This window comes from Pseudomonas sp. BC42 (assembly GCF_021560055.1).
Lineage (GTDB): Bacteria > Pseudomonadota > Gammaproteobacteria > Pseudomonadales > Pseudomonadaceae > Aquipseudomonas.
This window is the reverse complement of sequence record NZ_CP091067.1, coordinates 6,452,486-6,466,623: the sequence shown is the minus strand read 5'-3', so window position 1 is coordinate 6,466,623 and position 14,138 is coordinate 6,452,486. Positions and strand designations below refer to the sequence as shown.

General features: G+C 62.8%; 15 protein-coding genes and 1 tRNA gene. 9 read left to right on the top strand and 7 right to left on the bottom strand.

Going from position 1 to position 14,138, the window contains the following annotated elements:
* Window positions 1-58: 58 nt before the first annotated feature.
* Window positions 59-1,027, bottom strand: a complete 969-nt coding sequence (locus tag L1O02_RS29215) for an alpha/beta fold hydrolase (RefSeq protein WP_235759212.1) — start codon at window positions 1,025-1,027, stop codon at window positions 59-61.
* 48 nt (window positions 1,028-1,075) lie between these two features.
* Window positions 1,076-1,405 carry a hypothetical protein gene (locus L1O02_RS29210; RefSeq protein WP_235759210.1) on the bottom strand — a complete coding sequence of 110 codons (330 nt, stop codon included), beginning with the start codon at window positions 1,403-1,405 and terminating at the stop codon, window positions 1,076-1,078.
* 122 nt (window positions 1,406-1,527) lie between these two features.
* Between L1O02_RS29210 and L1O02_RS29205 the strand changes: the two genes are divergently transcribed.
* The 5 genes from L1O02_RS29205 to L1O02_RS29185 all read left to right on the top strand — a co-directional run bounded on the left by L1O02_RS29205 (window position 1,528) and on the right by L1O02_RS29185 (window position 5,071).
* Window positions 1,528-1,848, top strand: a complete 321-nt coding sequence (locus tag L1O02_RS29205) for an isochorismate lyase (RefSeq protein ID WP_047301081.1) — start codon at window positions 1,528-1,530, stop codon at window positions 1,846-1,848.
* A 104-nt stretch (window positions 1,849-1,952) separates the two neighbouring features.
* Entirely contained in the window at window positions 1,953-2,534 is a 582-nt protein-coding gene (locus L1O02_RS29200) for a hypothetical protein (RefSeq protein WP_235759208.1), read from the top strand.
* 258 nt (window positions 2,535-2,792) lie between these two features.
* The gene (locus tag L1O02_RS29195) at window positions 2,793-3,251 is read left to right on the top strand and encodes a carboxypeptidase regulatory-like domain-containing protein (RefSeq protein ID WP_129406277.1); all 459 of its coding nucleotides are present in this window, start codon (window positions 2,793-2,795) and stop codon (window positions 3,249-3,251) included.
* A 210-nt stretch (window positions 3,252-3,461) separates the two neighbouring features.
* Window positions 3,462-4,502 carry a DMT family transporter gene (locus L1O02_RS29190; protein ID WP_235759207.1) on the top strand — a complete coding sequence of 347 codons (1,041 nt, stop codon included), beginning with the start codon at window positions 3,462-3,464 and terminating at the stop codon, window positions 4,500-4,502.
* 290 nt (window positions 4,503-4,792) lie between these two features.
* Window positions 4,793-5,071, top strand: a complete 279-nt coding sequence (locus L1O02_RS29185; protein WP_060842215.1) for a hypothetical protein — start codon at window positions 4,793-4,795, stop codon at window positions 5,069-5,071.
* 73 nt (window positions 5,072-5,144) lie between these two features.
* Here L1O02_RS29185 and L1O02_RS29180 read toward each other — a convergent pair whose 3' ends face one another.
* From L1O02_RS29180 to L1O02_RS29160, 5 genes are all read right to left on the bottom strand, one after another.
* The gene (locus L1O02_RS29180; RefSeq protein WP_060842216.1) at window positions 5,145-6,299 is read right to left on the bottom strand and encodes a Fic family protein; all 1,155 of its coding nucleotides are present in this window, start codon (window positions 6,297-6,299) and stop codon (window positions 5,145-5,147) included.
* Between the two features lie 321 nt (window positions 6,300-6,620).
* Window positions 6,621-6,696, bottom strand: a tRNA-Phe gene (locus L1O02_RS29175).
* Between the two features lie 105 nt (window positions 6,697-6,801).
* The gene (locus L1O02_RS29170) at window positions 6,802-7,074 is read right to left on the bottom strand and encodes an oxidative damage protection protein (RefSeq protein WP_047301095.1); all 273 of its coding nucleotides are present in this window, start codon (window positions 7,072-7,074) and stop codon (window positions 6,802-6,804) included.
* On the bottom strand, window positions 7,071-8,138 hold the full coding sequence (gene mutY, locus L1O02_RS29165) for an A/G-specific adenine glycosylase (protein ID WP_235759205.1): 1,068 nt from the start codon (window positions 8,136-8,138) through the stop codon (window positions 7,071-7,073). Before mutY ends, L1O02_RS29170 begins: the two co-directional genes overlap by 4 nt.
* Complete coding sequence (locus L1O02_RS29160) at window positions 8,135-10,360, bottom strand: AsmA family protein (RefSeq protein WP_235759203.1); 2,226 nt, start codon at window positions 10,358-10,360, stop codon at window positions 8,135-8,137. Before L1O02_RS29160 ends, mutY begins: the two co-directional genes overlap by 4 nt.
* 342 nt (window positions 10,361-10,702) lie before the next feature.
* Between L1O02_RS29160 and L1O02_RS29155 the strand changes: the two genes are divergently transcribed.
* From L1O02_RS29155 to L1O02_RS29140, 4 genes are all read left to right on the top strand, one after another.
* Entirely contained in the window at window positions 10,703-12,364 is a 1,662-nt protein-coding gene (locus L1O02_RS29155; protein ID WP_235759201.1) for an OFA family MFS transporter, read from the top strand.
* 236 nt (window positions 12,365-12,600) lie between these two features.
* Complete coding sequence (gene hisB / locus L1O02_RS29150) at window positions 12,601-13,194, top strand: imidazoleglycerol-phosphate dehydratase HisB (RefSeq protein WP_011058736.1); 594 nt, start codon at window positions 12,601-12,603, stop codon at window positions 13,192-13,194.
* The gene (hisH, locus tag L1O02_RS29145) at window positions 13,194-13,832 is read left to right on the top strand and encodes an imidazole glycerol phosphate synthase subunit HisH (protein ID WP_060837099.1); all 639 of its coding nucleotides are present in this window, start codon (window positions 13,194-13,196) and stop codon (window positions 13,830-13,832) included. The genes hisB and hisH overlap by 1 nt, the downstream gene beginning before the upstream one ends.
* Window positions 13,833-14,096, top strand: coding sequence for a DUF2164 domain-containing protein (locus L1O02_RS29140; protein ID WP_060837100.1), 264 nt, complete (start codon window positions 13,833-13,835; stop codon window positions 14,094-14,096). It begins immediately after the preceding gene.
* The last annotated feature ends 42 nt before the right edge of the window (window positions 14,097-14,138 follow it).

Genomic DNA, 14,138 nt, shown 5'->3' with positions numbered 1-14,138 from the left:
GGCCAAGGATGCCAGCAAATCGAGGCCGGAGCACCTGCCGCCGGGCGAGCGGGGCGGCTCAGGCGCGCGGTACCAGCCGTCCCGGGCTGCTGCGGTCGAGTTCGCCGTGGCGCAGCCAGCCGAGGATGATGGGCCAGAGCCGGGTGTCGAAACGGCTGTGGAAAAAGGCGAAATGGCCGACCTCGGTTTCGCCGATATCCTGCGGGGTGATGCGCAAGTGGGTGCGCGGACTGTTACTGAAGTACGCCAGCAGGCGCTCGATGGCCGCCACCGTGCCGAAGGGATCGTCGCTGAGGCTGATGGCGAGCACGGCGGCGCTGACCTGGGCGAAGGGCTGGCCATTGCGCGCAGCGGCCAGCCTGCGGCCGCTGGGACGGCCTTCATAGCGTGGGTGCGGGGTGGCCCAGTCGCGGACCACGCCGGCGGGCGTGTCCTCCATCCAGCCCAGGCGCTTGCCGGGGAAGTAGCCGTGAAGGCGGGTCAGCAGGGGCATCAGCACATGCCATTTGCCCAGCATGCGCCAGCGTAGCCGGGGCTCGTAGTCGCGCCAGTAGGCGAACTGCGCGCCCATGGTGGCCACGCGGCGGATCTCCCCGGCGGAGGCCGCCAGGCCCACGGCGCAGCCGCCGAAGCTGTGGCCCACCACATCGATCGGCTGCCCGGGAAACTCGCGCCGGGCCCGTTGCAGCATGGCTTCGAAATCCAGTGCGCCCCAATCCGACCAGGACGCCTTGAGCCCCTTGAGCGAGGCCGGGCGCGACTCGCCGATGCCGCGATAGTCGTAAGTCATGACGTCGAAGCCATTGGCGAACAGGTAGTCGGCGAAACGCACGTAGTAGCGGCAGCGCACCGAGGTCGCGGGGTTGATGATGACCACCGGTCTGCTCGGATCGGCTTGCGGGTGGCGCCAGGCAAAACCGCCAAGCACAAAGCCATCCGCCGCCGGTTCGCTGAAGGTTTCGCTGGGGCCTGGGCCGGCCGTGGCGAGGCGCGAGGCAGGCAGGTCGGGAGGGGACAACAGGGACATGGGCGCTTGTTCCTGGGCGGCTGCACTATGCCGGAGCGGCATCCGGCATCAGCGATGTTTTTTTTGTGCGCCCATTAATACCCGGCCGATCCACAGCGCGGCAACTGCCAGTGCACCCAGCAACAGGGTGCTGATGCTTTGCCAGAGCAGCTCGATATAGAACTGGTTCGGCTGTTGTGTCTGGCTGTAGACGAGCTTCGGGCCGGCGCGGTTGCGGGTGACGATCAGGCCGTCCTGCAGCGCGCTCACCAGGGTCCAGCCCAGCAGTGCGGTGAGTGCCAGCAGCACGCCACCGATCAGCAGGAATACCCAGGCGCCCCTGCCGGTCTTGCCGGGCTTGGGGTGGGGCAGGCGGACTCGGGTTCTCTTCTGGTTCACGCGAGCAGTTCCTTGGCAGTTGAATGGGCGCGAGCCCGCAACTTTACTCCCCTGCGCCGTCATGGGAATAATCCGGGCCCGGCCAAAGCCGGGTATCCCCAGACGTCGATGGAGTCTTGAGCATGGAAGTGAAGCAGCAGATGAGCCCGGAACAATGCCAGGGCATGGAAGACATCCGTCGGGAAATCGACCACCTGGATCGGGCGGTCATTGCCCTGCTGGGCGCGCGTTTCAAGTACGTGCTGGCGGCGTCGAAGTTCAAGACCTCGGCGGCCACCGTGCGGGCCGAGGAGCGCTTCAAGGCGATGCTCGCCACCCGCCGCGAATGGGCCGAGGCCGAAGGCTTGAGCGCGGATGCCATCGAGAAGCTGTACAGCGATCTGGTGCAGCACTTTATCGCTGAGGAGATGAAGCATTGGCAGGCGGCGCAGGCGCCAGCTTGAGCTTATAGGCCGGCGTTCGGCGTTGATCGAATTGGGCAGCGTCCTTGATCTGTGTCGGCGCGGGTATGCTGGCGACCTTTTTCGATCGATCAGGAACCACAACCATGCAATTTCGCTCATGGACAGGGCTGGCGCTGGCAGCGCTATTGGCGGCGACCGGGCAGGCGCAGGCGAGCGAGCCTTCCTCGGTGTATCTGCGCTGCAGCATGACCCCCGAGCAGTACGCCAAGGCCATGGCGGCAGCGCCACGCCCGGCGATTTCCTACAGCGATTGGCAGAAGTGGTTCGACAGCAAGGACATGTACGGCTCGGCCCGGGTCGATGCCGAGTGGTTGCAGGATTCCGGAGCGCGCAGCCTGCAGGAGGTGGTGCAGATCTGGGCCGGGCCGGGCAGCGCTTCGCACTATGATCCGCAGACCGGTCGCTGGCAGTTCGCCCTGCTGGAGTTCACCGACAACTATGGCGAGATGATCCAACTGCTGGCGCCGCTGCGCAGCGTCGCCCCTTACTGCCAGCCCGGCTCCGACAGTTTCCTGCTGATCTACTCCTACATCTGGGGCGATGGCGATAACGCCTACTTGACCCTCAACAAGCAGCGCAGCCAATTTGCCGGCAAACCCACCAAGGCCCAGCGTGCCGAGGCCGATGCGGCGCTCAAGGTGTTGATGGATGCCAGTTCGCAGTGAACAAGTGGCTGGGCGGGCAAGGTCTCCGCGTCGGCGAGCCTAGATTCCTTTGGTTAAAGACTTCACGCCGAATCGTTCTAAACCGCTCTGTGTCGCGGCATACACTTAAAACAGGAGCTGCAAGCACAAGGCTGCTTGCCTGAGAGGGGCTGGTCATTCAGAGACAGTAGGGGAGACCCAGTCACCGCCATCCTGGGGCTGAAGACATGGCGGTGGTGTTCTGTTCACCGGTTCGAGACGAACCCGGGAGTGGTCATCATGAAGTCCTTTCCTATGAGTGTCATATCCGGCGTTGTGGCGGCGCTGCTGTCAGTGGCGCCACTTGGCCTGCAGTCTGCCGCCATCAGCAGCGAGCCGATCGATCCGGCCGGCGTGCAGTTGGAGCCGCAACAACAGAATGGCATCACCTATCTGTGCGGCGGTATTGGCCTGGACGAGTCGCGGGCTATCCAGCTGGTCAAGGGTTACAACCTGCACATGACCTTTTCCGTGGGGCCGGCAAACCAATACACCTCGGATATCGACGTGGCGATCCAGAACCTGCAAGGGCGGTCGGTGCTGAACCTGAACCAGGTGGGCCCGTTCGTCTATGTGCAGTTGCCGGCCGGCAAATACCAGGTCGTCACCACGCGCAACGGGCATGTGCAACACAGCATGGTCGATACGCGGATGGCGGCCACGCGCGACCTCAACCTGCACTGGAATGACGCCTACTGAGTGAGGGCGGGAGTGTTGCCCAGCGTTGAACAGGGACAATGCCCCATTCCAGGCCTGAAAAACCCTGAGTCGAAAGATTCAGGGTTTTTACTATGGGCGGGCAGAAACGGGGTCATGCGCTTGTTCGTTGCGGGGTGATTCACATCCTTTCCACATGGGCAGAGCCATCATGCACAACCGCATGCAACCAGTCTGAAAGGCGATCCGAATATGAATCTGAGTGTGCTCCATGCCTTGGCGGCCGCCGCCTTGTTCGGCGCCAGTACGCCGCTGGCCAAGCTGCTGGGGCTGGATGTTCCGCCGATGCTCCTGGCTGGGCTGCTGTACCTGGGCAGTGGCGTCGGCCTGGCCATTGTCCGTTGCGTTCGCGATCGGGGTTGGCGACCGACGGGGCTGACGGCGCGCGAGTGGCCGTGGCTGCTGGGGGCGATTTTGTTTGGCGGAGTGCTGGCGCCGGTCGCGCTGATGTTCGGCCTGACGCGGACCGCGGGCGCCACCGCCTCGTTGCTGCTCAACCTGGAGTCGGTACTCACCGCGGTGCTGGCGTGGCTGGTGTTCAAGGAGAACGCCGATCGCCGGATCGTGCTCGGCATGCTCGCCATCGTGTTGGGCGGGATCGTTCTGTCATGGCCGCAGCAGCACGCCGGCGCTGATGACTGGCTGGGGCCACTGGCGGTGGCCTGCGCCTGCCTGTGCTGGGCCATCGATAATAACCTGACCCGTAACGTCTCGGCGTCCGATGCGCTATTCATCGCCGGTAGCAAGGGAGTGGTGGCGGGGGTGGTCAATGCTGGCCTGGCGTTGCTTGTTGGCGCGCAACTGCCTGCTGCTGCCACGCTGGGGCCGATACTGCTGGTGGGTTTTTTGGGTTACGGCGTCAGCCTGGTGTTGTTCGTCCTGGCTCTGCGTGGGCTGGGCAGTGCGCGCACCGGGGCCTACTTCTCCACGGCGCCTTTCCTTGGCGCAGCGCTCTCGATTCTGATCCTCGGCGAGTCGGTTTCCCTGTGGTTTTTGCTGGCTGCGGCACTGATGGCCATCGGCGTGTGGATTCACTTGATGGAACACCACGTTCACGAGCATCAGCACGAGCCTCTCGCGCACAACCATCGCCATCGGCATGACGAGCACCACCAGCATGAACACGACTTTGAGTGGGACGGCTCGGAGCCCCACAGCCATCCCCACGAGCACGCACCGATCCGGCATAGCCATGCGCACTTCCCCGATGTTCATCATCGGCACAAACACTGAGTGGGCTGGTTACTTTCAGTCACCAGGTGAGGGCTTGCGCTGATCCGACCTGCTCTTTACTCTGCGCCGGTCGCTGCCAAATCAGCGGCCGGGCGTAGGAACCCGATCATGAGATGCGTACCAGCACCCAACTCTTTGGGTGCTGTTTGCTGCCTATGCGTTATGGCGGCTGTACGCGGGCACGCTTCGGCGTGGCCGGATCTTGTGACCGGTTCCTACCCCCGCGTGCAGCTGCCACCTGGCCGGTAGGAAGTTGGGTGGTAGCTCCTCATACACAAGGAGTGTCACCAATGAACGGATATATCCCTCTTCAACACACGCCAGCGGACAACCCCGTCCTGCTGATCAATCCTCATGCGCCGCTGGTCGATCTTCTGGCCTGTGCCGATCAGCGCATACGCGCCCTTCACAAACTGATGAACAGCCTGTCCGGCATGACCGCGCAAACGGCTGACGCCAGCGACCTGTTCCAGATCGCCGACATCGCCTCGCTGCTGCTCGGTGATGGCGTGGCCCTGCTCGATGTGGCCCAGGGGCAGGCGCTGGAGTGGGCGAATAAGGCCTTCTGATCGGCGCAGGCGGTGCGCCAGTGCGGCCAGGGTTAGTTTGACTCTGGTCGCCCTTGGAGAGCCCGAGGGCGTGTCATGGCGCCTCAAGCGGTGCCGGTATGAACCCTTGCTCTCGAAGTGCCTTGATCATTCCTCTGATGAGGTAGCTGTTGGAGAAGCCGATGGTGTACTGCCGGGCGTTGGTGCTGATGGGCAATAGCATGCCCTGGTCCACCAGTTTCTTTATTTGATAGGTCCTTTGTCCGGCAGTCAGTTTGGGCAGCGCCTGGGCGATGTCGCTCGACTTAACAACGCCTGACTTGATCGCTGTGGTCAGTACCGTTTCTTCCGCAGCAGTGATCCATTGTCGATCCCGAGCAAAGGTAATGGTGGGAGCGAGGATGTGCCGGCTCAGGTAGCGGTAGTCGGTGAGGCGATTGACCTTTTCCAGGTCGTCCCTGATGCCCTCCAGAACATAAGTGCACCAGGTCTCCAGCCCGGCCTTGGTTCCTTGGTCCGCGGTGGCGAGCATGGCGTAGTAGCGTTCCCGATCATTGAAGAAAACGGCAGTGGGGTTGAGTACGCGGCCACCCGTATCGACGTTGAAGCCATATTTCATCAGCTGTGCATAAGTCAGGAGGCGCACCACGCGGCCATTGCCGTTGCCAAATGGGTGAATCCAGGCAAACCGGTGATGGGTCAAGGCCACTTTCATCAGGTCGTATTTGGGCAGGTCCTCCCGATTGACGAACTCCACCAGCTCTTGCATGTAGCTGGGCACCATCAGGGCATCAGGAGGTAGGTGAGCGGCCTGAGCAATCTGTACGGCGCCCTGGCGATACGCTCCAGGCGTCTTGTCGCCCTCTCGGCCCAGGTCCTGGACGGTCATCGCGTGCAGCTCTCTGATGATGAGGTCGGTGATTGGTGTTCCCGGGCCAATGGTTTGCTCGATGTAGTCCATGGCTTTTTCGATGTTCGCCACTTCGCGTAGCTGGTCCGTGTCCTCGGCTGTGCCTTCCACTTTGCTCTCGATGTAGTCGGCAAGCGTGGTGTGGTTGCCCTCGATGCGCGCCGAACCCAGGCTTTCCAGGATGTGGAAGATTGTTTTCAGCTGATAGAAGACCGCAGGAGGCGTATCGCCTTCCAAGCGCAAGCGCCGAAGGTGCTCAAGCTCGCTCAGCACGTCCACCAGAGGGGAGTCGAAGGATGGGTTTAGCAGCTCAAGGTCTTGATGGAGGAATGCAGGCATTGTGCAAACATCTCGAAGGCCGGAAAAATTATCTATGATTTTTTTGCTGTAGGCCCTGTTCTATATGGGTTCTGCTCGAATATCAAAAGATGATTATCTCTAAATGGTTCTTCACTTAAGTGAACACTTGAGAAAAGCCGAGGCGTGACGCGCTGTGTGGGTGGCGTGATGGTCGCGCAGCGGTTGGGTTGTGCAGGAAAGAAAGCCGGGGTGTCGAGCGGGGAGGAAGGGAAGGGTTGAATGACAGGCAACAAAAAACCCGCACTAGGCGGGCTTTTTGGTTGCTTTCACGTGATGTAAACACCACCTGAAAGCTGAAGGTGGTGCCCAGAGACGGAATCGAACCGCCGACACGGGGATTTTCAATCCCCTGCTCTACCGACTGAGCTATCTGGGCAACGGGGCGCATTAAACGGGTTTTTCAGGGGGGCGTCAAGCAAGTTTTGAAAAAAAGTTTAATTATTACCGCCGCTTACGTTCCGCCCCCGATTTTGTGCGGGTTTTACTCAGCCGGTGGCACGTAGCCTTCGGCCTTGGCGTATTCCTCGCCGGAGAAAAATTTGTCCATCTCACCCTGCAGATATTTGCGGTCTTCGGCATTCATCATGTTCAGGCGCTTTTCGTTGATCAGCAGGGTCTGGTGTTTCTGCCAGTCAGCCCAGGCCTTGGCCGAGACGTGTTCGAAAATATCCTGGCCTTTGGCGCCCGGGTACGGGGGGCGTTCCAGGCCCGGCAGTTCTTCCTGGTATTTGCGGCACATTACGGTGCGGGTCATGACGACTCTCCTGCATTCAAGACTTCGGCCGCGCGTTTGAGCAGTGTTTTCACCGGGGCGGCAAGGCCCAGGCGCGGCGGGGTGGCGAGGTTATACCAGAGCCAATCGGCCTCGGCGACGTGCAGGGCCGACTCTTCGACCCGGATCAGCCAGGGCTCGATGGCCAGTTGGAAGTGACTGAAGGTGTGGACCAGCTCCGGCATCTGCTGTTGCTGGCCCAGTTCCAGGGCGTGCTGCGAGGCCAGGTGCGGAATGTCGTCCAGGCCGTCCAGTTCCGGCAGGCTCCACAAGCCGCCCCAGAGGCCGCTGGAGGGCCGCCGGTAAAGCAGGATGGCGCCTTCGCGGTTGGCCAGCAACGGCATCAGGGTGCGCTTCTGCGGCACCTCTTTGCGCGGCTTGGGAATCGGGTAGCGGGTTTCCAGGCCGAGCATGTGGGCTTCGCAGCCGCGCTCCAGGGGGCACAGCAGGCAACTGGGCTTGCTCCGGGTACAGAGGGTCGCCCCCAGGTCCATCATCGCCTGGGTGTAGTGGTTGACCCGGCTGTGGGGCGTGAAGCGTTCCGCAGTGGCCCACAACTGCTTGGCCACCTTGGGTTCTCCCGGGTAGCCCTCCTGGGCGGTGAAGCGTGCCAGCACCCGCTTGACGTTGCCGTCGAGGATCGGCGCCCGCAGGCCCATGCTGATGCTGGCGATGGCGCCGGCGGTAGACAGGCCGATGCCCGGCAGCTCGGTGAGTTTTTCCACGTCACGGGGAAACTCGCCGCCGTACTCGGCCATGACGATCTTCGCGGTCTTTTGCAGATTGCGCGCCCGGGTGTAGTAGCCCAGGCCGGTCCACAGGTGCAGCACTTCGTCTTCCGGGGCCTCGGCCAGGGCCTGCACCGTGGGCAGCGAGGCCATGAAGCGGTCGAAGTAGTTGAGCACGGTGCTGACCTGGGTCTGTTGCAGCATGATCTCCGACACCCACACCCGATACGGGTTGATGTCCTGCTGCCAGGGCAGGTCATGGCGGCCGTGGCGGTCGTACCAGTCCAGCACCGCCGTTGAAAACGCCTCGGCTCTCATCGTTTGAACAGCCCCTTGAGCGCGTTTTTCAGTTCCGGGCTGACCTTGTCACCCAGCTTTTCGTCGATTTTCTGCTGCAGCCGGTCACCGGCCAGCTTGGCCGCGACCTGGCCTAGGCCGTCCTTGTCCAGGCGGCAGGCCTTGGCCCCCAGCTCCAGCGGCCCGCGGCAGCGCAGCGGCAGTTCAACGCCGGTGAAGCGTTCACCCACCTGGCAGGCCGGGTCCGGGTTATCGCTGAGGTCGCCCTCGACGACGATGCCGACCCGGTAGTCCATGCCCAGTACCCGCAGGTCGATGTCGCCATTGCCGTTGACGCTCAGGCCGGGGATGCGCACTTTCAGGTCCGGGTTGCTGGCCACGCCGTTGCGCAGCGTCAGGTTGCCCTTGAGCTCCTGGAAGGGGGTGTCCTTGCCCCGGGGCGTGCTGCTGAGGTTCTTGCGGTTGAGCACGGCGATGCCCTGGCACAACTGCTGTTCGATGTTGGCGTTGAGCAGCACGCCGTTGTTGATGACGAAACTGGCGCTGCCGTTGAGGCTGTCGATCAGCGCTTTCTGGCTGTTGCCGTTGCCGCTGAGGTTGCTGTTGAGGGTCACCAGGCCCTTGACTGGAGGCGTCTGGCCCTGGCTTTCGAGGATGCGTTCCACCGGCACCCGGTTGATCTTGGTCTGCAGGTTCAACTGCGGTGTGCTCTGGCGCACATCAAGGGTGCCGTTGGCCTCGAAGCTGCCGTTGTACAGCTCGCCGCGCAGGCTGGACAGTTTCAGCAGGCCGCCCTGGCCGCTGGCCTTGAGCGCGGCATTCTGAATCGGCAGCTTGTCCAGGGTCAGTTGGCCGAAGCTCAGGTCGGCGTCGACGTCGAGCTTGTTCAGGCGTTCCACCGGCAGCAGTTTGTCGGTGCTCCAGGCGCCCTTGGTCGGCGAGTTGGGCAGCGGCGTGGTGCCGGCGCCGGCCATGGCGTCGGCTTCGCTGCTCTGCACTTCGGCCTTGCGCGCAGTGGCGGCACTGTTGGCTTCGGCGGACTTGGGCGGCAGGTAGCGGTCGACATTGAAGGTGTCGGCCTTGAGCTGGGCGCGCAGTGACTGCTTGTCGAAGTCCTCGATGGCCAGGCGGCCGCTGAAGGTGCTGTCGTCGAGCTTCAGGTTCAGGTCTTCCAGGGCCAGGCTGCTGGGCGTGCCTTGCAGGCGGCTGACCAGTTCGACCTTGCTCAGGCTGCCTGCGGCCATGGCCGGCAGGGTCTGGCCGATGCTGTCGACGAATTTCGCCAGGTCGAACTGGGCGATGGAAATCCCGCCACTGATCTGCGGGGTCTTGTCCAGGTCGTTGACCTTGAGTTCGCCCAGGGCCCGCAGTTGGTTGAAGGAGACCTTGAGGCCGGTCCACTGGCCGACGTTGGCGGCCTTGTCCAGCAGCAACTGGCCCTGGGCGGCGAAGGTCACGGTCTTGCCCTGCAACGGATCGCCGGTGGCCTCGCCGGACAGGCGCATGTCTTCGAACTGATAGCGCTGCAGGGCGCGGTCGAAGCGCAGTTCGCCATTGAGTTCGGTGCGCACGCGCACGGCGGGCTGGCTGCTGGCCAGGAACGCGGTGAGCTTGAGCGGCGTGTTGGTGGCTTCGTGTATCGGCCCGGTGCTCAGTTGGATGCTTTCGGCGGTGAACTGCTTGCCGGTCTGTTCATCGTTGTACTCAACCCGGGCGTTGTTCACGGTCAGGCTGTCGATGTCCAGGCGGATCGGCTGTGACGACTTGTCCGGGGCGCCGCCGGGCGGGCTCGCTTCGCCGGTGCTGGTGGCCGGGGTTTCGGCCTGCTTGTCGGTCGGGGCGGCCTTGCCGATGTCCTGCCAGTTGCCGTGGCCTTCCTTGTTGCGGTTCAGGCGCAGGTTCAGGCCTTCGACTCGCACATCGCTCATCTGCACTTCGCGGCGCAGCAGCGGCAGGACTCGCACCGACAGGCCGAGCATTTGCAGGTCGGCGAAAGGCTGGGTCGGATTGGCCAGGGTGGCCACGCCCGCGTCATGCAATTCCAGGCCAAGCCAGGGGAACAGGCTCCAGCCGATGTCGCCATTGAGCGTCAGCTCGATGTGGGCCTTGTCGCGGGCTATCTGGCGAATCTCTTCTTTGTAGTCGTTGGGATCAAACAGGTGGGTCAGGGCAAAGCCGAGAGCCACGATGATCAGCAACAGCCCGAGAATTACCAGACCCAGGATTTTGCCGAACGCTTTCATGGGCGAGTCCTTGTATGTCGAATTCAAAATTTAGCGAGGGAGTATAACGCTCTGAACCTGACGGCTGGTCACCCATTGCAGTTAGAGGTTTTTTCGTTTTGGCGGGGCTCTTTTGGCCACTGGCCAGGCTTGCGGCCAATACAGTTGCCGGAAAAAAGGTGGGGGCAGTTTGGTTTTTTAGTTTGTCGCAAATGGTAACCTCTCGCGGTTCGTCCGTCCTTCCGCGACTTAATGTCGCGCCTGCCAAAAGGAAGCTTTACTCATAAAACGACCGTGCCCATGGGCCAAGGTCGTCGCAGAGGAGTGGCCGATGAACAATTCTAATAATTGGGGGAAACAACCATGAGCTCCAGCATCGCGTCCGCCAGTTCGGGCGCTCAGCCAGCGTTCTTGTCCAAGGAACGCATCATTGCCAAGCCCGGTTTCAACCGTTGGCTGGTTCCGCCGGCCGCTTTGGCCATTCACCTGTGCATCGGCATGGCCTACGGCTTCTCGGTGTTCTGGCTGCCGCTGTCCAAGGCGCTGGGCATCAGCGCGCCGGTGGCGTGCGCACCGGACATGGGCTTCATCGCGCAGATCTTCTCGTCCCAGTGCGACTGGCCGATCTCCATGCTCGGCTGGATCTACACCCTGTTCTTCATCTTCCTCGGCTGTTCGGCGGCGATCTGGGGTGGCTGGCTGGAACACGCCGGGCCGCGCAAGGCCGGTGTGGTTTCGGCGCTGTGCTGGTGCGGCGGCCTGCTGATCTCGGCCCTGGGGGTCTATACCCACCAGATCTGGCTGATGTGGATCGGCTCCGGGGTCATCGGCGGCATCGGTCTGGGCCTGGGCTACATCTCCCCGGTATCGACCCTGATCAAGTGGTTCCCGGACAAGCGCGGCATGGCCACCGGCATGGCGATCATGGGCTTCGGTGGCGGTGCCATGGTGGGCGCGCCCCTGGCGGCGGCGCTGATGAGCCACTTCGCCACCCCGACCAGCGTTGGCGTGTGGCAGAGCTTCCTGGTGATGGCCGCGATCTACTTCGTGTTCATGATCGGCGGCGCCCTGGCGTACCGGGTCCCGCCTACCGGCTGGAAGCCTGAAGGCTGGACGGCACCGGCGAAGAAAGCCGCCAACTCGATGATCACCCACCGCCATGTGCACGTGAACGTGGCCTGGAAGACCCCGCAGTTCCGCCTGGTCTGGCTGGTGCTGTGCCTCAACGTCTCGGCCGGTATCGGCATTCTCGGCATGGCTTCGCCGCTGCTGCAGGAAGTGTTCGCCGGCAAGCTGCTGGGCAACGGCCTGACCTTCAGCCAGCTGGATGCCGGGCAACTGTCGCAGATCGCCGCCATCGCGGCCGGCTTCACCGGTCTGTTGAGCCTGTTCAACATCGGCGGGCGGTTCTTCTGGGCGTCGTTCTCCGACTACCTGGGACGCAAGAACACCTACTTCGTGTTCTTCGCCCTGGGCTTTGCCCTGTACGCGCTGATTCCGAACCTCGGCCACCTGGGCAACATTGCCCTGTTCGTGGCGGCGTTCTGCATCATCCTGTCGATGTACGGCGGCGGCTTCGCCACGGTGCCGGCCTACCTGGCCGACCTGTTCGGCACGCAGATGGTGGGGGCGATCCACGGTCGCCTGCTGACCGCCTGGGCGGCGGCGGGGGTGCTGGGCCCGGTGCTGGTGAACTACCTGCGCGAGTACCAGCTGAGCATCGGCGTCGAACGCGCCGCGGCGTATGACATCACCCTGTACATCCTCGCCGGCCTGCTGGTGCTGGGCTTCCTGTGCAACCTGCTGGTGCGCCCGGTGGCCGACAAGTACTTCATGACCGACGAGCAACTGGCGGCCGAGCAGGCCCTGGGCCACGACAAGGGCGCCGACAGCAGTGTCGTGCTGGAGTGGAAAGCGTCATCCGCCAGCCTGCCGCTGGTGATCGCCGCCTGGCTGGCAGTGGGCATTCCGCTGGCGTGGGGCGTGTGGGTCACCCTGCAGAAAACGGCGGTGCTGTTCAATTAAGGGCTTTGCCGGCAGCCCGGCTCCTGCGTAGGGGCCGGGCTGCCGGCGAATCCGGCGTCTGGGTCGGCAAGCCCCGGCGCCTTCACCGGCAAGCCATTTCCTGAAGTTGTCATGACAGGTACAGCCCGTATTCATTGGCTGGCGCCCGTCAGGATATTGTCCTGCGTGTTTCTGTTTGGCCGCCGTCGGGCCTATACTATTCGCCTTTTTCGCCCAATGATTTTGCGGAGCTGGTGATGGCCGAACGTAAGGCATCTGTCGAGCGCGACACTCTGGAAACCCAGATCAAAGCCTCGATCAACCTGGATGGCACCGGAAAGGCCCGATTCGATATCGGCGTGCCCTTCCTTGAGCACATGCTGGACCAGATCGCCCGGCACGGGCTGATCGACCTGGACATCGAAAGCAAGGGCGACCTGCATATCGACGACCACCACACCGTGGAGGATGTCGGTATCACCCTCGGCCAGGCGTTCAGCAAGGCCATCGGCGACAAGAAGGGCATCCGTCGCTACGGCCACGCCTATGTGCCGCTGGATGAAGCCCTGTCCCGCGTGGTGATCGACTTCTCCGGCCGTCCCGGCCTGCAGATGCACGTACCCTTCACCCGCGCCACCGTTGGCGGTTTCGACGTTGACCTGTTCCAGGAATTCTTCCAGGGCTTCGTCAACCACGCCAACGTGACCCTGCACATCGACACCCTGCGCGGCACCAACACCCACCACCAGATCGAGACCGTGTTCAAGGCCTTCGGCCGTGCACTGCGCATGGCGGTGGAGCTGGACGAGCGCATGGCCGGCCAGATGCCCTCCACCAAGGGCGTGCTGTAATGCAGACCGTCGCCGTTATCGACTACGGCATGGGCAACCTGCACTCGGTGGCCAAGGCCCTGGAGCACGTGGGCGCCGGCAAGGTACTGATCACCAGCGATGCCGGCGTGATTCGCGAAGCCGACCGGGTGGTGTTTCCCGGCGTGGGCGCGATTCGCGACTGCATGGCCGAGATCCGTCGCCTGGGCTTCGACTCCCTGGTGCGTGAAGTCAGCCAGGATCGGCCGTTCCTCGGGATCTGCGTGGGCATGCAAGCTTTGCTCGACCACAGCGAAGAGAACGAGGGCGTCGACTGCATCGGCCTGTTTCCCGGCCAGGTGAAGTTTTTCGGCAAGGGCCTGATCGAGGACGGCGAGCACCTGAAGGTGCCGCACATGGGCTGGAACGAAGTGAAGCAGGCGGTGGACCATCCGCTGTGGCACAGCATTCCGGACCGGGCGCGCTTCTACTTCGTGCACAGTTACTACATCAACGCCGGCAACGCGCGGCAGGTGGTGGGCAGCGGTCATTACGGGGTGGATTTCGCCGCGGCACTGGCCGATGGCTCGCGTTTCGCCGTGCAGTTTCACCCGGAGAAGAGCCATACCCACGGCCTGCAGTTGCTGCAGAATTTCGCCGCCTGGGACGGTCGCTGGTAAATGGCGATCAAGAAATCCAAGCCGCCGATCCTGAGCCTCACTGCCGAACAGGAGAGTGAGGCGACGCACAAGATCAAGCGCTTCATGGCCGAGCGCTTCGAGCTCGACCTGGGCTCGTTCGAGGCGGCGGAGATTCTTGAACTCTTTACCCGGGAAATTGCTCCGCACTATTACAACCGGGCGATTTTCGATGTGCAGACCCACCTCAAAGAGCGGTTTGAAAGCATCGAAAGCGACCTATGGGCATTAGAGAAGAGCAGCTGAAAGCTCCAAGCTTCGAGCTGCAAGAACAACAGACACGCATGC